The sequence below is a fragment of the Streptomyces sp. NPDC015171 genome (assembly GCF_043079545.1).
Lineage (GTDB): Bacteria > Actinomycetota > Actinomycetes > Streptomycetales > Streptomycetaceae > Streptomyces.
In genome coordinates, this window is record NZ_JBIBUO010000004.1 from 253,905 (window position 1) to 271,021 (window position 17,117).

The 17,117-nt window shown below is 72.6% G+C and carries 15 protein-coding genes; 6 read left to right on the plus strand and 9 right to left on the minus strand.

Annotated features, from left to right (window positions below):
- Window positions 1-33: 33 nt before the first annotated feature.
- Entirely contained in the window at window positions 34-987 is a 954-nt protein-coding gene (gene era / locus ACF073_RS13295) for a GTPase Era (protein WP_392069341.1), read from the plus strand.
- A gap of 100 nt (window positions 988-1,087) precedes the next feature.
- On the opposite strand, the gene ACF073_RS13300 is transcribed toward era, so the two are convergent.
- The 4 genes from ACF073_RS13300 to ACF073_RS13315 are packed head-to-tail and all read right to left on the minus strand — an operon-like array spanning window position 1,088 to window position 5,067.
- Window positions 1,088-2,341, minus strand: a complete 1,254-nt coding sequence (locus ACF073_RS13300) for an MFS transporter (RefSeq protein ID WP_392069343.1) — start codon at window positions 2,339-2,341, stop codon at window positions 1,088-1,090.
- Window positions 2,338-3,651, minus strand: coding sequence for a GH1 family beta-glucosidase (locus ACF073_RS13305; RefSeq protein ID WP_392069345.1), 1,314 nt, complete (start codon window positions 3,649-3,651; stop codon window positions 2,338-2,340). The genes ACF073_RS13300 and ACF073_RS13305 overlap by 4 nt, the downstream gene beginning before the upstream one ends.
- Window positions 3,652-3,708: 57 nt before the next feature.
- On the minus strand, window positions 3,709-3,975 hold the full coding sequence (locus ACF073_RS13310; protein WP_392069346.1) for a protealysin inhibitor emfourin: 267 nt from the start codon (window positions 3,973-3,975) through the stop codon (window positions 3,709-3,711).
- Window positions 3,976-3,996: 21 nt separating this feature from the next.
- Window positions 3,997-5,067: a M4 family metallopeptidase gene (locus ACF073_RS13315; protein ID WP_392069348.1), complete on the minus strand. Its 1,071-nt coding sequence runs from the start codon at window positions 5,065-5,067 to the stop codon at window positions 3,997-3,999.
- Between the two features lie 333 nt (window positions 5,068-5,400).
- Between ACF073_RS13315 and leuA the strand changes: the two genes are divergently transcribed.
- The 5 genes from leuA to ACF073_RS13340 all read left to right on the plus strand — a co-directional run bounded on the left by leuA (window position 5,401) and on the right by ACF073_RS13340 (window position 10,516).
- The gene (leuA, locus tag ACF073_RS13320; RefSeq protein ID WP_392069350.1) at window positions 5,401-7,131 is read left to right on the plus strand and encodes a 2-isopropylmalate synthase; all 1,731 of its coding nucleotides are present in this window, start codon (window positions 5,401-5,403) and stop codon (window positions 7,129-7,131) included.
- Window positions 7,132-7,316: 185 nt separating this feature from the next.
- Entirely contained in the window at window positions 7,317-8,012 is a 696-nt protein-coding gene (locus ACF073_RS13325; protein ID WP_392069352.1) for a TerB family tellurite resistance protein, read from the plus strand.
- A 117-nt stretch (window positions 8,013-8,129) separates the two neighbouring features.
- Window positions 8,130-9,311, plus strand: coding sequence for an exo-alpha-sialidase (locus ACF073_RS13330; protein ID WP_392069354.1), 1,182 nt, complete (start codon window positions 8,130-8,132; stop codon window positions 9,309-9,311).
- 78 nt (window positions 9,312-9,389) lie between these two features.
- Window positions 9,390-9,596, plus strand: a complete 207-nt coding sequence (locus ACF073_RS13335; RefSeq protein WP_392069356.1) for a hypothetical protein — start codon at window positions 9,390-9,392, stop codon at window positions 9,594-9,596.
- Window positions 9,593-10,516, plus strand: coding sequence for an RNA polymerase sigma-70 factor (locus ACF073_RS13340; protein WP_392069358.1), 924 nt, complete (start codon window positions 9,593-9,595; stop codon window positions 10,514-10,516). Before ACF073_RS13335 ends, ACF073_RS13340 begins: the two co-directional genes overlap by 4 nt.
- Before the next feature lie 8 nt (window positions 10,517-10,524).
- Here the strand turns inward: ACF073_RS13340 and ACF073_RS13345 are convergent, their stop codons facing one another.
- From ACF073_RS13345 to ACF073_RS13365, 5 genes are read right to left on the minus strand one after another with little or no spacing between them, the layout of a single operon-like run.
- Window positions 10,525-11,472, minus strand: coding sequence for a dihydrodipicolinate synthase family protein (locus ACF073_RS13345; RefSeq protein ID WP_392069360.1), 948 nt, complete (start codon window positions 11,470-11,472; stop codon window positions 10,525-10,527).
- Window positions 11,473-12,477 (minus strand): oligopeptide/dipeptide ABC transporter ATP-binding protein, encoded by a 1,005-nt coding sequence (locus tag ACF073_RS13350; RefSeq protein WP_392069362.1) that lies wholly within the window; start codon window positions 12,475-12,477, stop codon window positions 11,473-11,475.
- Window positions 12,474-14,462: a dipeptide/oligopeptide/nickel ABC transporter permease/ATP-binding protein gene (locus ACF073_RS13355; RefSeq protein ID WP_392069364.1), complete on the minus strand. Its 1,989-nt coding sequence runs from the start codon at window positions 14,460-14,462 to the stop codon at window positions 12,474-12,476. Before ACF073_RS13355 ends, ACF073_RS13350 begins: the two co-directional genes overlap by 4 nt.
- Entirely contained in the window at window positions 14,462-15,418 is a 957-nt protein-coding gene (locus ACF073_RS13360; RefSeq protein WP_392069366.1) for an ABC transporter permease, read from the minus strand. Before ACF073_RS13360 ends, ACF073_RS13355 begins: the two co-directional genes overlap by 1 nt.
- A gap of 4 nt (window positions 15,419-15,422) precedes the next feature.
- Window positions 15,423-17,057, minus strand: coding sequence for an ABC transporter substrate-binding protein (locus ACF073_RS13365; protein ID WP_392069368.1), 1,635 nt, complete (start codon window positions 17,055-17,057; stop codon window positions 15,423-15,425).
- Window positions 17,058-17,117: the final 60 nt, after the last annotated feature.

Genomic DNA, 17,117 nt, shown 5'->3' on the forward strand with positions numbered 1-17,117 from the left:
GCGGAGCCTCGTGGATCAGGGACAATGAACGCCATGAGCGTTCGTACCCCGTCATCCGAACAGCCGGCCGAGCCCGTCCACCGCGCCGGCTTCGCCTGCTTCGTGGGCCGCCCCAACGCGGGCAAGTCCACCCTCACGAACGCTCTGGTCGGGCAGAAGGTGGCGATCACCTCCAACCGTCCGCAGACCACCCGGCACACGGTGCGGGGCATCGTGCACCGGCCGGACGCCCAGCTGATCCTGGTCGACACCCCCGGTCTGCACAAGCCGCGCACGCTGCTCGGCGAGCGGCTGAACGACGTGGTCCGCACCACCTGGGCCGAGGTCGACGTGATCGGCTTCTGCCTGCCCGCGAACGAGAAGCTCGGCCCCGGCGACCGCTTCATCGCCAAGGAGCTGGCCGGGATCCGGAAGACCCCGAAGGTCGCCATCGTCACCAAGACCGACCTGGTGGACTCCAAGACCCTCGCCGAGCAGCTGATCGCGATCGACCAGCTCGGCAAGGAGCTGGGCTTCGAGTGGGCGGAGATCGTGCCGGTGTCGGCGGTCGGCGACAAGCAGGTGGACCTGCTCGCCGATCTGCTCGTCCCGCTGCTGCCGGAGAGCCCGGCCCTCTACCCCGAGGGCGACCTCACCGACGAGCCCGAGCAGGTCATGATCGCGGAGCTCATCCGCGAGGCGGCCCTGGAGGGCGTCCGGGACGAGCTGCCGCACTCCATCGCGGTGGTCGTGGAGGAGATGCTCCCGCGCGAGGACCGCCCGGCCGACAAGCCGCTGCTGGACATCCACGCCAACGTCTACATCGAGCGCCCCAGCCAGAAGGGCATCATCATCGGCCCCAAGGGCAAGCGCCTGAAGGACGTCGGCATCAAGTCCCGCAAGCAGATCGAGGCGCTGCTGGGCACGCCGGTCTTCCTCGACCTGCACGTCAAGGTGGCGAAGGACTGGCAGCGGGACCCGAAGCAGCTCCGCAAGCTGGGCTTCTAGCCGACGGCTCGAAGCCGGTCCTCCAGCCGACGGCTCGAAGCCGGTCCTCCAGCCGACGGCTCGCCGGGGCGCCGGGCCGTGGGGACGCCGGGGTGCCGGCCTAGTCGACCCCTCTGATCCGGCCCACCAGCAGTGCCCCGCCGAGGCCGATCGCCGCCGCCGCCAGGTAGAGCACCCGGTAGCCGCCGAGGTGGGTGACGACCGGGGCGGCCAGGGCGGGGGCCGCGACCTGCGGCAGGGCGTTGGCCACGTTGATCACACCGAGGTCCTTGCCCCGGTCGAGCGCCGCCGGCAGGACGTCCGTCATCAGCGCGAAGTCGACGGAGGTGAAGACGCCGAAGCCGACCCCGAGGACCGCCGCCGCCACGATCGCGCCCGGCCAGGTCTGCCAGCCGGCCAGGGCCGCCGTGGCCACCGCCATCAGCACGCCCGACCAGAGGACGAACGGCTTGCGCCGGCCCGTCCGGTCCGACCAGATCCCGCCCGCCACCACCGTCGCCACCAGCGTCAGGCTGTTGACGGCGGTCAGGACCAGCACGCCCTGCTCGGGGTCGGGGCGGTGCAGCCGGTCGCGGAGGTAGTAGAGGAGATACAGCAGGACCAGCGAGTTGCTGAGGTTGATCAGGAAGCGGGTCAGCCAGGCCCAGCCCAGGTCGGGATACCGGCGCGGGCTCAGCCGGAACCCGGCGAGGAAGGCCCGCGCGGACCAGGGCGGCCGGTCCTCCCGGGCCAGCCGCTGATCCTCGTGGCACAGCACGTACGGCAGCACCCCGGCCACCGCGCACACCGCGCAGGCCGCGTACCCGGCGCCGATGCCGCCCGCCGCCGCGGCGAGTCCGGTCCCCGCGACCACGCCCAGGATCTGCGCGGCGCCCAGCCAGCCGCCCACGGCGCCCCGCTGGAGCCGCGGCACCCGGTCCGGCACGGCCGCCGTGACCGCGGCGAAGGCCGCGTTCAGCGTGAGCTGCGCCAGGCACCAGCCGAGCGTCATCGTCCACGGTCCGCCCGCCCCGGCGAGCAGCAGCAGGGACAGTGCGCCGCCCGCCGTCCCGGCCACCAGCCACGGGACCCGGCGGCCCCGGCGGGCGGTGGTCCGGTCCGACAGGGCGCCGAACAGCGGGTTGGCGAGCAGGGAGACCACCGCGCCCGCGCCCGTCACCCACGCGAGCAGCGTCTCCTTCGACATCCCGGAGCCGGGCGCGAAGTCCCTCGCCTGGGCGGCGAGCAGGATCTGCAGCGGGCCGAACCAGCCCACCCAGATCGCCCCGTTGGCCAGCGCCAGCGCCGCCGTCCAGCCCCGCCCCACCGGTTCGGCCGGCTCGGCGAGGGCGGCCGGGGCACGCCCGGTGGTCACCTCTGCGCCCGGAGCAGCTCCCGGAACCAGTGGTAGGACGCCTTGGGCGTGCGCCGCAGCGTCGCGAAGTCGACGTGCACCAGGCCGAACCGGCGGGCGTAGCCCTCGGCCCACTCGAAGTTGTCCATCAGGGACCACACGAAGTAGCCGCGCACGTCCACCCCGGCCGCCAGCGCGTCGTGCAGGGCCCGGATGTGGGCGTCCAGGTAGGCGATCCGGTCCTGGTCGTCGACGCCCTCGTAGGAGCAGCCGTTCTCGGTGATGACGACGGGCGGCAGCCGGTCGCCGTAGCGCTCGCGGAAGCCGGTGAGCAGTTCGGTCAGCCCCTCCGGGACGACCGGCCAGCCGAAATCGGTCACCGGCCGGCCCTCGATCTCCCGCACCGAGAAAGGGAGTTCGGCGGGGAGCGCGAGGCCGCCGTACTCGGCGCCGCCGGTTCCGGGCGCCCCCACCCGGGCCGGCGCGTAGTAGTTGACGCCGTACCAGTCGAGGGGCTCGGCGATGACCTTCAGATCGGACTCGGCGTCCGGCGGCATCAGCTCGCCCATGCCGTCCGGGTACCGCCCGAGCAGGACGGGATCGGCGAACAGCCGGTTGAGCAGCACGTCGTAGAGGTCCGCCGCCGCCGTGTCGGCCGGCTCGGCGGAGGCGGGCCAGGTGGGGCCGTGGGAGTTGGCGATGCCGATGTCGGTTGCGCCGGCCGCGCGCAGGGCCCGTACCGCGAGGCCGTGGGCGAGGAGCTGGTGGTGGGCGGCCGGGAGGGCGTCGAAGAGCAGCCGCCTGCCGGGGGCGTGGGCGCCGAGCGCGTGCCCCAGCAGGGTGTGCTCCGCCGGCTCGTTGAGGGTGATCCACTTGCCGACCCGGTCGCCGAGCCGCTCGGCGACCACCGTCACATGGTCGGCGAACCGGGCCGCCGTGTCCCGCTCCAGCCAGTCCAGCGCGGCGGGCAGGTCCCAGTGGAAGAGGGTGGGCACGGGCCGTACGCCCGCCGCGCACAGCTCGTCCACCAGCCGGTCGTAGAAGTCGAGGCCGCCGGGGGAGTTCACCCGGGGCCAGGAGACCGAGAAGCGGTACGCGTCCACGCCGAGGCCGGCCAGCAGGGCCACGTCCTCGCGGTAGCGGTGGTAGTGGTCGCAGGCCACCGCCGCCGTCGAGCCGTCCTTCACCCGTCCCGGCTCGCCGGTGAACACGTCCCAGACGGACGGTTCCCGCTCCCCGGCCGCCCCCTCGATCTGATGGGCCGAGGTGGACACGCCCCACACGAAGCCGGCCGGGAACCTGGGGATCGCGCCGCCTGTGTCAGTCGCCATGGCCGGATCATCCGTACCCCCGGTAACGGAAGTCAACGCCCCGGCCGGAACTGGTGCCTAGGCGCCCTCCTTCAGCAGCCGGGACACCAACTCCCGCTGGGCGTCGGTCAGCCGGGGATCGGCGGCGTGGACCGTGCGGCCGTCCACCGTGATCTCGTAGTGGAAGCCGTCCGGGACGCCGGCCGCCGGTGTGTCCCGGCCGGACGCGAGGGCGCGTTCGGCCAGGGCCCGCCACTCGTCGGCGTCGGGCCGGCCGGCGGTGTCCACCTCGGCCCGGCGCTCGATGCCCGCGAAACCGCCGGTGCGCCGTACTCGAATTCGCATGGGTCCCTGTGTAGTACGGAACTACAGCGTCCGCACCCCGACCTGTTCCCACGCCTTCTGCACGGCCTCCAGTTCGTCCCCGGCGCCGAACCGCTCCCGTGCCGCCTTCACGGTCAGCGTGGCGAACGCGGCGAAGTCGGCGTCCTCCTTCAGTGCCCCGCCGGTGAGCACGTCGTACCAGAGCCGGCCGGCCTTCTCCCAGGCGTAGCCGCCGAGGGCGGTGGCGGCGAGGTAGAAGGCGTGGTTGGGGATGCCGGAGTTGATGTGCACGCCGCCGTTGTCGCGCCCGGTGCGGACGTAGTCGTCCATGGTCGCCGGCTGCGGGTCCTTGCCGAGGACGTCGTCGTCGTACGCCGTGCCCGGGGCCTTCATCGAGCGCAGGGCGGTGCCGGTGACGCGCGGCGCGAGCAGCCCGGCGCCGATCAGCCAGTCGGCGTCGGCGGCGGTCTGGCCCAGCGTGTACTGCTTGATCAGCGAGCCGAAGACATCGGAGAGGGACTCGTTGAGCGCCCCGGACTGGCCGAAGTAGGCCAGGTTGGCGGTGTGCTGGGTGACGCCGTGGGTCAGCTCGTGGCCGATGACGTCCACCGGGAGGGTGAAGTCGAGGAAGATCTCGTTGTCCCCGTCGCCGAACACCATCTGCTCGCCGTTCCAGAAGGCGTTGTCGTAGCCCTCGCCGAAGTGGACGGTGGCGTCCAGCGGCAGCCCGTTGTCGTCGATGGAGTGCCGGCCGTACGCCTTCAGATACAGCTCGAAGGTGGCGCCGAGGCCCGCGTAGGCGCGGTTGACGGTGGCGTCGGAGCCGGGCTCGGAGCCCTCCTCGCGCACCTTGGCGCCGGGCAGGTCCTGGGTGTGGCCGGCGTCGTAGATGGTGCGCTGCGGCTGGTCGGCGGCGGCGCCGGCCGGAGCGGCGGCGGAGGCCGCGCCGATCACCGTGGTCAGCCGCCGCTTGGTGCGCTGGTACGCGTCGTGCTCCAGGGACCGGCGGGCCGGGCCGGAGAGCGCGGGGTCCTCGTTGCGGGCGAGCTTGTCGAGGACGTGCGGCGGCACGATCGTGCAGAAGACGGGCGTGAAGCCCCCGTTGGTCGTCATGCCCGGCACCATCGCACTGTGTGACACGCATGTCACTAGCTGCCACCATGATTGGTGAAATACCGGGACACGGAACGCGACGGTCAGTGACGATGTGGTACGGCGATGTGGTGTGGCGCACCTTTTGTCCATATTTATCAGGTGGTCCCGCATACTGGGACAGGCCCGCGCCCCCGGAACGGCTCGGCTAGGCTGCGCAGCATCATGCGTTTCTGGCTGCTTCTTCTTAGCTGCCGCGGCGAGGGCCTGTAGTCGAGGCCGACTCCCTCCCCGCGGAGCTTGGCGTTGCGTCGTCGGCCGTCCTTCCGGACCTCCTGAGGAGCCTTACGCATCATGGCCAATCGCCAGCAGCCCAGCCCCATGCCGATCCACAAGTACGGCCGGTACGACCAGGTCGACATCCCGGACCGCACCTGGCCGGACCGGCGGATCACCGCCGCCCCGCGCTGGCTCTCCACCGACCTGCGCGACGGCAACCAGTCCCTGATCGACCCGATGTCGCCCGAGCGCAAGCGCCGGATGTTCGACCAGCTGGTCGCGATGGGCTACAAGGAGATCGAGGTCGGCTTCCCCGCCTCGGGCCAGACCGACTTCGACTTCGTGCGCTCCATCATCGAGGAAGAGGGCGCGATCCCGGACGACGTCACGATCTCCGTACTGACCCAGGCCCGCGAGGACCTGATCGAGCGGACCGTGGAGTCCCTGAAGGGCGCCAGGCGGGCCACCGTCCACCTGTACAACGCCACCGCCCCGGTCTTCCGCCGGGTCGTCTTCCGCGGCTCGAAGGACGAGATCAAGCAGATCGCCGTCGACGGCACCCGCCTGGTGATGGAGTACGCCGAGAAGCTGCTGGGCCCGGAGGCTGATGGGACGACGTTCGGCTACCAGTACTCGCCGGAGATCTTCACCGACACCGAGCTGGACTTCGCGCTGGAGGTCTGCGAAGCGGTCATGGACGTCTACCAGCCGGGTCCGGGCCGCGAGATCATCCTCAACCTGCCCGCCACCGTGGAGCGTTCGACGCCGTCCACGCACGCGGACCGCTTCGAGTGGATGCACCGCAACCTGTCCCGCCGCGAGCACGTCGTGCTCTCCGTCCACCCGCACAACGACCGCGGCACGGCCGTGGCCGCCGCCGAACTGGCCGTGATGGCCGGCGCCGACCGCGTCGAGGGCTGCCTGTTCGGGCAGGGCGAGCGCACCGGCAACGTCGACCTGGTCACCCTGGGCATGAACCTGTTCTCCCAGGGCGTCGACCCGCAGATCGACTTCTCCGACATCGACGAGATCCGTCGCACGTGGGAGTACTGCAACCAGATGGAGGTCCACCCGCGCCACCCGTACGTGGGCGACCTGGTCTACACGTCCTTCTCCGGCTCCCACCAGGACGCCATCAAGAAGGGCTTCGACGCCATGGAGGCCGACGCGGCCGCCAAGGGCGTCACCGTCGACGACATCGAGTGGGCGGTCCCGTACCTGCCGATCGACCCGAAGGACGTCGGCCGCTCCTACGAGGCCGTCATCCGGGTCAACTCGCAGTCCGGCAAGGGCGGCATCTCCTACGTCCTGAAGAACGACCACAAGCTGGACCTGCCGCGCCGGATGCAGATCGAGTTCTCCCGGCTCATCCAGGCGAAGACCGACGCCGAGGGCGGCGAGATCACGCCGAAGGAGATCTGGGCGGTCTTCCAGGACGAGTACCTGCCGAACCCGCACAACCCGTGGGGCCGCATCCAGGTCAGGACCGGCCAGTCGACCACCGACACCGACGGCGTGGACACCCTCACCGTCGAGGCCACCGTGGACGGCCAGGACACCGTCCTGACCGGCTCCGGAAACGGTCCGATCTCGGCCTTCTTCGGCGCGCTGCAGGGCCTGGGCATCGACGTACGCCTGCTGGACTACCAGGAGCACACGATGAGCGAGGGCGCCTCCGCACAGGCCGCCTCCTACATCGAATGCGCGATCGGCGACAAGGTTCTGTGGGGAATCGGCATCGACGCGAACACGACGCGTGCGTCGCTGAAGGCGGTCGTCTCCGCGGTGAACCGCGCCACCCGCTGACCCCGTCTGACCGGCTCTTTCGACGCCCCGGCCGCCGCACACGGCGGCCGGGGCGCCGTCACTTCTCGGCCAGTGCGCCCCTCAGGTCACGGAAAGGTCTCTTACGGGGTACTGACTCAGCCTCCGGGATGTGGCTAACATCACGCCAGCGCGGCGATGTTGCCGCGCGGTTACGGAGGTGCGACGTGCTGCCAGTACGGGGACGAGACGGCCGTGCCACCAGGGCTGCGTGCATCCTGGGCACCCGCACCGCATGGACGCCCGTCGGGGACGGCGAGTTCTACTGCCCCGGCTGCGGCGGCGACCGCAACTACCAGCGGCTCACCGGCCGGCGCCGGCTCACCCTGCTCGGCGTGCCGGTGCTGCCCCGCGGCACGACCGGACCCGTGGTGGAGTGCGCGGCCTGCTTGCAGCACTTCGGCACCGAGGTCCTGGACCACCCCACCACCCGCCGCTTCTCCGCGATGCTGCGCGACGCCGTGCACACCGTCGCCCTCGCCGTCCTCGCGGCGGGCGGCACCTGCTCCCGCACCGCCCTGGAGACGGCCGCCGCCGCGGTCCGCGCGGCCGGCTTCGCCGACTGCACCGAGGAACAGCTGGCCGCCCTGGTCGAGGCCCTCGCCGCCGACACCGGCCGGTTCTTCGAGCAGCCCTGCGGAGCCGGGCTGACCATAGAGCTGCACGAGGCGCTGGACCCGCTCGCCCCGCATCTGGCCCCGGCCGGCCGCGAGTCCCTGCTCCTGCAGGCCGCCCGCATCGCCCTCGCCGACGGCCCCTACACCCCCGCCGAACGCGACGCCCTGGCGACGGTGGGCGCCGCCCTCACCATCTGCGCGGACGACGTGACCCGGCTGCTGGCGGCGGCGCGCACACCGTCCTGACGCTCGGCACGCCCTGAATGCGCACCGGTGTTCGGTGGTCCGCCAGGGAGAGTGGCCCTGCGGCGTTTCCCCCGGACGGAGGAAGACCGCCCCCGGGAATGCGGGGAGCATCAGGGCGTGAACACGCGCAGCCGCTCGCTCCTCACCAGCCTGGCGCTCCTCACCTCGCTCACCGGGCGGCTGCCCGCGCACGCCGCCCCCGGCGGCTGCGGCACCTCCGTGCCGTACGTCTCCGGGCAGGGCGGCTACGCCGTCTACCGCATCCCGGCCGTGGTGAAGACCCGGCACGGCACCGTCCTGGCCTTCGCCGAGGGCCGGCGCGGCGGGGCCGCCGACACCGGCGACATCGACGTGGTCCTGCGCCGCTCCACCGACGGCGGCTGCACCTGGGGCCGGCTCACCGTGGTGGCCGCGGGCCAGGGACACACCCGGGGCAACCCGGCCCCCGTGATCGACCCGCGCACCGGCGCCGTCGTCCTGGTGACCAGCGCCAACGCCGGGACCGTCACGGAGGGGCAGATCATGCGCGGCGAGGTCACCCCGGCGCGGGGCCGCCGGGTGTTCGTGCAGCGCAGCTGGGACGACGGCCGGCGCTTCTCGGCGCCGTGCGACATCACCGCCGAGGTGAAGCGGCCCGGCTGGCGCTGGTACGCCACCGGTCCCGGCCACGCGGTCGCCCTCACCCGGGGCCCGCACGCCGGCCGCCTGCTCATCCCCGCCGACCACTCCGCGGCCCCGCCCCCCGGCTCCCACGACACCGGCCAGGAGGCCAAGTACTACGGCGGCCACGCCCTCTACAGCGACGACAGCGGGCGCAGCTGGCACCTCGGCTTCGTGGACGACGGCTACGACGGCTGGACCAACGCCAACGAGACCAGCGCCGCCCAGCTCCCGGACGGCCGCGTCTACTTCAGCGCCCGGGACCAGAACGGGCGCGCGCCCGGCAACCGGCTCGACGCCTACTCCAGCGACGGCGGGCGCACTCTGGACCGCCCCTACACCGTCCAGCCGGCCCTGCACGCCGTCCCGGTGGTCCAGGGCAGCGTGCTCCAGCTCCGGCTGCCGGGCGCCCCGCTGCTGTTCTCCGCGCCCTCCGTGCCGACCGCCCGCCGCGCCCTCGCCCTGTGGTCCAGCGCGGACGCCGGCCGCACCTTCACCCGCCTCGGCACCCTCACGGACCACCGGGCCGCCTACTCCGACCTCGTCCAGCTCGCCCACGACACGGTCGGCGTCCTCTTCGAGACCGGCGTGCACGGCCCGTACGAGGCCCTGGAGTTCCGCAGGGTCCGCCTGTCGTAGGTTCCGCACCGGCCCGGTGTCACAGGAGGGGGCGCTGTCTCGTCCTACGGGGTACGGACCCCGATCAAGGAGCGGACGATGAACCTCGTGCTGTGGACGGCCGCCGGAGTGCCGGCCGCGCCCGGTCTCGCACCGGTACGGGTGCCGGTGACCGCCCTGTGCCGGGTGCCGCTGACGGCCGGTGCGATGATCACTCATGGCCGGCGCGGCGAGTCCGCGTCCGTGCTGCCGAACCTCTGCTGTCCGGCCGTCGCCGCATTCGTCGCCTGGGGGCGCTTCGCATGAGCAGGACCGAGGAGTTCCAGGAGCTGCGGCCCCTGCTGTTCTCGATCGCCTACCGGATCCTCGGCAGCGTGGGCGAGGCCGAGGACGCCGTCCAGGAGACCTGGCTGCGCTTCTCGGCCTCACCGGCCGAGCCCCGGTCGGTCAGGGCCTTCCTGTCGGCCACGGTGACCCGGCTCTCCATCGACGTGCTGCGCTCGGCCCGCGTCCGCCGGGAGGAGTACGTCGGGCCGTGGTTCCCCGAGCCGCTGCTCGCCGACCCCTACGAGGACCCGGCGCGCTCGGCGGAGCTGGCCGACTCGGTGTCCACGGCCGCCCTGCTGCTGCTCGAACGGCTCAGCCCGCTGGAGCGCGCGGTCTTCGTGCTGCGCGAGGTCTTCGACTTCGGCTTCCCCGAGATCGCCTCGGCGGTGGGCCGCTCGGAGCCGGCCTGCCGCCAGCTCGCGGTGCGGGCCCGGCGCCATATGACCGAGGGCCGGCCCCGCTTCGAAGCGGACCGCACCGCGCGGGCGGAGCTGGCCGCGCGGTTCTTCGGCGCGCTCCGCGAGGGCGACGTCGGCGGGCTGAGGGAACTGCTCGCCGCCGATGTGTCGATGGTCGGCGACAGCGGCGGCAAGGCACCGCGGCTGGCCCGCGCCGTCCTCGGCGCCGGCAACGTGTCCCGGCTGCTCGCCACCGTCTTCCCGCGACTGGCCGGCCTCGACGTCACCTGCGAACCGCACGACGTCAACGGCGAGCCCGGCGCCGTCTTCCGCGACCGGGACGGCAGGCTGCTGCACACCATGGCGCTCGATGTGCTCGACGGGCGGATCCAGACGATCCGCCTGGTGGTCAACCCCGACAAGCTCGGGCACCTGGGCCCGGTCGGGGACGCCTGGGCGGTCCACCGCGAACTCCGGCAGAGCCGCCGGACCACGCCCTGACCGCCGCGTCAGCGCCGGTGCGGGCCGAGGCCCAGCAGGCCGGCCGTCGCGAGGTGCTTGCCGACCTTCTCGGTCTCCTCGCCGGACAGGGGGACCTGTGGTTCGGCGGTCGCGGGGCAGTCGATGACGCCGCGCAGGTGCAGCGCGGCCTTGAACGCGCCCAGCGCCGACGAACTGCCGCCCATCCGCGCCGGGTCCCCGGCGCCGGCCATCCCGAACAGCGCGCACAGCCGCTCCTGTTCGGCCCGCGCGCCCGCCCAGTCCCCGGCCCGGCACAGGCGGTACACCCGGACATAGCCGTGCGGGTCGACATTGGCCAGGCCCGGCACGGCGCCGTCCGCGCCCAGCGCCAGCGCCGCGTCGGCGAACAGCTCGGATCCGGTGAGCACGCTGAACCCCGCGTGGGCGCGGGCGCCCGTGACGATCTCCCGGAACGCCGCCAGATCCCCGCTGGAGTCCTTGATCCCGGCCAGCACACCGTCCCCGGCGAGCCCCAGCACCACATCGGCGGGGAGCTTGCTGTGCACGGCGACCGGGATGTCGTAGGCGATCACCGGGACCGGGCTCGCCGAGGCGATCCGGCGGTAGTGGTGGACGATCTCCGCGGGGTGGGTGCGGGCGTAGAAGGGGGCGGTGACGACGACGGCCTGCGCGCCGGCCGCGGTGACCGCGGCGACATGGTCGAGGACACGCGGCGTGGTCATGTCGATGGCGCCCGCGAGGACGGGCAGCTGGCCGCCCACGTGCGCGGTCACGGCCGCCACCACCTGGCGGCGCTGCGCGTCCGTCAGGAAGGCCGCCTCCGAGGTGGAGCCGAGCAGGAACAGCCCGTGCACCCCGGCCTCCACCAGGAAGTCCACCAGGCGCAGCAGTGAAGGGACGTCCACCTCGCGCTCGGGTGTCAGGGGGGTGCAGACGGGCGGGACGACACCGGTGAGCGGGGCGGGGAAGGTCATTCAGGGCTCCTGGCGAGCTAGATCGCGGGTCGGCATGTCCTCCTCCACAGGATGGTGGCACCGGTAGCGGTGTCCGGGCCGTGACGCGGCCGTGAAGTCCGGCATCGATTCGGCGCACGCCCCGTCGGCCTTCCAGCACCGGGTGCGGAACGGGCAGCCGCTCGGCGGCCGGGTCGCCGAGGGCACCGGGCCGGACAGCGGGATCGGGTCGATCGGGTCCAGCAGACCGGGCGTGGCCGAGAACAGGGCACGGGTGTACGGGTGCCGGGCGGCGTCGGTGACCCGGTCGGCCGGGGTCTCCTCCACGATCCGGCCCAGATACATGGTGATCACCCGGTCGCTCATCCGCCGTACCGTCTGGATGTCGTGCGAGACGAAGACCAGGGCGAGCCCGAGGCGCTCCTTCAGGTCGAGCAGCAGATTGAGGATCTGCGCCCGCACCGAGACGTCCAGGGCGCTGGTCGGCTCGTCGGCGACCACCAGCGCCGGGTCGAGGGCGAGCGCCCGGGCGATGGCCACGCGCTGGCGCTGGCCGCCCGACAGCTGCCCGGGCAGGGCGTCGGCGAGCACCGGGGGGAGCCCCACCAGGGCCATCAGCTCCCGCACCCGCTCCTCCCGCTGGGCCCGGGTGCCGCGCCGGTGGACGTCGAGCGGGTCGCGCAGGACGCGGCGGACGGTCAGCCGGCGGTTCAGGGCGGTCGACGGATCCTGGAAGATCATGCCGGTGCCCGCGCCGACCGCGGCCCGGCGTTCCCCCGGCGGCATCGTCCACAGGTCGCGGCCCTGGTACGACACCGCCCCCGAGGTCGGCCGCTGGATGCCCACCAGCACCTTCGCCAGCGTCGACTTCCCGCACCCCGACTCGCCCACCACACCGACCGTCTCGCCGGGGGCGACGGACAGCTCGGCGCCGGTCAGGGCGTACACCCGGTCCCGCCGGAACAGGCCGCCGCTGCGCGCCTTGTGGACGACGTGCGCGTCCCGCACCTGGACGACAGCGGTCACTGCAGGGCCTCCTCGCTCTCGGCGGACGTCAGCTCCACCGCCGGGTGGTGGCAGGCGGCCGTGTGCACGGGGGTGCCCGTGAGGACCGGGGCGGTCGTGTGGCACACCTCGGTGGCGAGCGGGCAGCGGTCGGCGAACCGGCACCCCGCCGGGAAGTCGGCCGGGGCCGGCACGACCCCCTTGATCTGCGTCATCCGCACCTCGGCGGACTCCAGCGACAGCACACTGCCGAGCAGGCCGCGCGTGTAGTGGTGGGCCGGTGCCGCCACCAGGTCGGCGGTCACCCCGGTCTCCACGATCTGCCCGCCGTACATCACCACCACCCGGTCGGTGATGTCGGCGATCAGCGCCAGATCGTGCGAGACCAGGACCAGCGCGAAGCCCAGCTCCGCCCGCAGCCGCAGCAGCAGCTCCATGACCTGGGCCTGCACGGTGACGTCCAGAGCGGTGGTCGGCTCGTCGGCGACGATCAGCTTCGGGTCGCGGGAGAGGGCCATAGCGATGAGCACGCGCTGGCGCTGCCCGCCGGACAGCTCGTGCGGATAGCTGCGCAGGGTGCGCTCCGGGTCGAGACCGACCAGCGTCAGCAGCTCCCGCGCGCTGCGCCGGCCACCGCGCCGCACGAGCTGCCCCAGCTGGGCGCGGATGGTCATGGCGGGGTTCAGGGAGGACAGGGCGTCCTGGTAGACCATGGCCATCTCGTGGCCGAGCAGCCGCCGCCGCGCCCGCATCGGCTCGGTGAGCAGATCCCGCTGCCGGAACCGCACCTGGCCCCGGATCCGGGCGCCCTTCGGCTGGAGCCCCATGACCGTCAGCGCGGTCAGCGACTTGCCGCAGCCCGACTCGCCCACCAGACCGAGCACCTCGCCGGCGTACACCTCGAAACTGACCCCGGCGACGATGTCCACGCCCCGGTGCCGGTCCGGGAAGCCGATGGCGAGGTTCTCCACGGCGAGCACCGGCTGCCCGGACCGGTCGGGCAGCGGCCGGGCCCGGGAGCGCAGCCGCCGGGCGCCCTGGGCGAGGCCGGGCAGCGGGAGCACCTCGCCGGTGCCGGGCTCGGGCGTCTCCAGACCGTCCCGCACACGCTCGTGCGGGGTCCGCACCTCGCGCGGCGCGGGCGCGGCCCAGGCGTCCGACACGCCCTCGGAGAGGATGTTCAGCGACAGCACGGTGAGCAGGATCAGCAGCCCCGGGAAGACGGTCGCCCACCAGCCGCCGGTCAGCACCATGTTCTTGCCGTCGGCGATGACACTGCCCCAGGAGGGGTCCGGGGGCCGCACGCCCGCGCCGATGAAGGACAGCGAGGCCTCGAAGACGATGGCCTCGGCGACCTGGACCGTGCAGAACACCAGCACCGGCGCGGCGCAGTTGACGGCCACGTGCCGCAGCACGATGTGCGGGGTGCGGGCGCCGATGACCCGCTCGGCGGTGACGTAGTCCTCGCCGTACTGGTCCTGCACATTGGCCCGTACGACCCTGGCCACCGGCGGGGTGAACAGGAAGGCGATCGCGCAGATCAGCACGCCGATCCCGCCGCCGAACACGGCGACGAGCACGGCGGCGAGCGCGATGCCCGGGAACGCCATCACCACGTCGAGACAGCGCATCAGCGTCTCGTCGACGGCCTTGCGGGAGGTGGCGGCGAGCGCCCCGACGAGCGCCCCGGCGACCAGCGCCAGCGCGGTCGCGCCGAGCCCGATCGCCAGCGACCACCGGGCGCCGTACATCAGCCGGCTCAGGATGTCCCGGCCCAGGCTGTCCTGCCCCATCCAGTGGGAGGCCGAGGGCGCCCCGCTGCCGCCCGCCGGGTCCTGCTGGTCGAGCGGATCGTGCGGGGCCAGCAGCGGCGCCAGGGCGGCGACCAGGACCACCACGGCCAGGAAGCAGACGGCGCCCTTCGACAGCAGCGGCAGCCGGCGCCAGCCGCGCAGCCGGACGCCGGGCCGGGACAGCCGCTCGGTGAGGCTCGCGCGCGTGACCATCAGCCCGCCCTCAGTCGTGGGTTGACCAGCAGATACAGGATGTCGATGACGAGGTTGACGACGACGAACCCGGTGGCGGTGGTGAGGACGACGCCCTGCACCACCGCCGGGTCGCCGTTCTGCACGGCGTCGATCATCAGCTTGCCCATGCCGGGCAGCGAGAAGATCGTCTCGATGACGACCGCGCCGCCGAGCAGGTAGCCGACCCGGAGACCGAGCACGGTCAGCGGATTGACCAGGGCGTTCCTGAGGACGTTGCGGCCGACGACCACCCAGGGCGGCAGCCCGCTCCCGATCGCCGTCCGCACGTAGTCCTTGTCCAGCTCCTCCACCACCGAGGTCCGCACGATCCGGGTCAGCTGGGCGGCCACCGGCAAGGACAGGGCGAGCGCGGGCAGGGCCATGGTCTTCAGCCAGCCGGTGACCGAGTCGGCCGGGTTGATGTAACCGCCGGTCGGGAACCAGCCCTGGTCCACGGCCAGGTACTGGATCATCAGCAGCGCCAGCCAGAACCCCGGCGCCGCGACCCCGACCAGCGAGACGATCCGGATGGTCTGGTCCGGCAGCCGGTCCCGGTACACCGCCGCCGTCACCCCGCCGGCCAGCGCCAGCACGACCGCGGTCAACAGGCCGAGGAAGGTCAGCTGGAGGGTGAGCGGCAGGGCGGTGGTGACCTGGTCGACCACGGGGGCGCGGGTGAGGGCGCTGGTCCCGAGGTCGCCGTGGAGCAGATCGCCGACGAAGTGGAGGTAGCGCACCGGCAGCGGATCCAGCAGCCCGTTGCGCTCCCGGAAGTCGTGCAGCTGCCCCGGGGTCGGATTGGCGCCCTGGAAGAACGCGGACGCCGGGTCGACGTCCGAGAACCGCATCACCAGGAACACGAACAGCACGATGCCGAGCATCAGCGGTACGAGCAGGGCGATCCGGCGGAGCAGGATCCGTGCGACGGTCGTCATGCCGTCAGACCCACTTGGCCTGGAGCAGATTGATCCCCGGGTACGGCTGCGCCCTTATCCCGCTGAGCTTGTGCGCGTCCCAGGCGGTCATCAGCTCGTTGTGGACGACCGGGTAGAGCACGGCCTGCTCGGCGACGACGTCGATGTAGTCCTGGACCATCGCCTTCTTCCGCGCGGGGTCCGGCTCCCGGCTCGCCCGGTCCATGTCCGTGAAGAGCCGCTTGGCGACGGGGTGGCCGGCCCACCGCGTGTACTGCATCCACAGGTTCTCGGGGCCGTAGTTGTAGTGCATGATCAGGTCGGCGTCGAGCCCGAACTGATTGGGGTTGGAGGCCGCCGCCACCACCTGGTAGTCCTGCTTCTGGTCCATCTTGGTGAAGACGGCCGTGGTCTCCTGCGGGGCCAGGGTCGTCCGCACGCCGATCGCGTCCCAGGAGGCCTTGACGGTCGGCAGGCAGTCCACGATCCAGCTGACGTTGACCGCGAGGATCTCGACCTCCAGGTCCGTCACCCCGGCGGCCTTCAGCAGGGCCTTCGCCTTCGCCGGGTCGTGGTCGTAGACGGTCCTGGCCCGCCGGTAGCCGGGATTGCCCTCGTCGAGGAACGAGGACGCGGGCCTGCCGTGCCCCTTCAGCGCGACCCGCACCATCTTCTCGGTGTCGATGGCGTAGTGCAGCGCCTGCCGCACCCGGACGTCGTCGAACGGCTTGTGCCGGGTGTTGAACATCAGGAAGAGGTTGTTCATCCCGGCGCCGCCCGCGACCTTCAGACCGCCCTGCTGGAGGCGGGAGACATTGGCGTAGGGGATGTTGTCGGAGATCTGCGCGCCGGCGCCGGAACCGGAGATCTTCGCGACGCGCGGAGCCGCGTCCACGATGGTCAGCCAGTTCATCCTGCGGAAGGCGGGCTTGCGCGGACCGTTGTAGGCGGCGAACTCCTCGAAGGTGGTGTTCGACTTCGGGTGGTGCGCGGTCTGCCGGTACGGCCCCGACCCCACGGCGAGCCCCTTGATCGCGTCGTCCCAGGCGCCGGGCCGGGAGTAGACGTGCTTCGGCATGATCTTGGCGAGGGTGAGCCGGGCGAGCCCGTCCGGGAAGGGGTACCTGAGCCTCAGCTCGACGGTGCCCGGGTCGACCTTCCGGACGCTCTGAAGCCAGCTGGCGAAAAATCCCTTGGCGAGGGTCTGGGTCTTCGGGTCCAGGATCCGGTCGAAGACGAACACGACGTCGTCGGCGGTGACGGGCTTGCCGTCGTGGAAGGTGGCGCCCGGCCGGAGCGTGAACCGCCAGGTGGTGGCGTGCGGGTCCGCGGGCACCTCGGTGCCCAGCGCCGGATACGGCACCCGGGTGATCGGGTCGGTGTCCAGCAGCCCCTCGTAGATGTGGTTGTTGGCGGCCATCGCGAACGCCGAGGCGGTCTGCGTCGGATCCCAGCTGCCGTCGTTTCCGTAGCCGATGACGGCGGTCAGCGTGCGGTCCTTGCCGCTGCCGCCGTCCCCGGTGTCGTTCGTGGACTCGGGTCCCGCGGAACAGCCCGCCAGCGCGGGCGGCACAGCGGCGGCCGCGCCCAGGGCACCGGTGTACTTCAGGAACGACCGGCGGCGCGGTGCCGGTACGTCGGGGGCCACGTCGTCGCGCACGGGTCCTCCAGCAAGTGGGAGAGGGGAGGGGTGGGAGATACGACGTCCTACGTCCTACGT

Excerpts from the sequence above, each read along its gene's own strand:
- era (WP_392069341.1), top strand. The coding sequence starts at position 34 with ATGAGCGTTCGTACCCCGTCATCCGAACAGCCGGCCGAGCCCGTCCAC.
- ACF073_RS13305 (WP_392069345.1), bottom strand. The coding sequence starts at position 3,651 with ATGGCGACTGACACAGGCGGCGCGATCCCCAGGTTCCCGGCCGGCTTC.
- ACF073_RS13310 (WP_392069346.1), bottom strand. The coding sequence starts at position 3,975 with ATGCGAATTCGAGTACGGCGCACCGGCGGTTTCGCGGGCATCGAGCGC.
- ACF073_RS13315 (WP_392069348.1), bottom strand. The coding sequence starts at position 5,067 with ATGACGACCAACGGGGGCTTCACGCCCGTCTTCTGCACGATCGTGCCG.
- leuA (WP_392069350.1), top strand. The coding sequence starts at position 5,401 with ATGGCCAATCGCCAGCAGCCCAGCCCCATGCCGATCCACAAGTACGGC.
- ACF073_RS13335 (WP_392069356.1), top strand. The coding sequence starts at position 9,390 with ATGAACCTCGTGCTGTGGACGGCCGCCGGAGTGCCGGCCGCGCCCGGT.
- ACF073_RS13340 (WP_392069358.1), top strand. The coding sequence starts at position 9,593 with ATGAGCAGGACCGAGGAGTTCCAGGAGCTGCGGCCCCTGCTGTTCTCG.
- ACF073_RS13345 (WP_392069360.1), bottom strand. The coding sequence starts at position 11,472 with ATGACCTTCCCCGCCCCGCTCACCGGTGTCGTCCCGCCCGTCTGCACC.
- ACF073_RS13355 (WP_392069364.1), bottom strand. The coding sequence starts at position 14,462 with ATGGTCACGCGCGCGAGCCTCACCGAGCGGCTGTCCCGGCCCGGCGTC.
- ACF073_RS13360 (WP_392069366.1), bottom strand. The coding sequence starts at position 15,418 with ATGACGACCGTCGCACGGATCCTGCTCCGCCGGATCGCCCTGCTCGTA.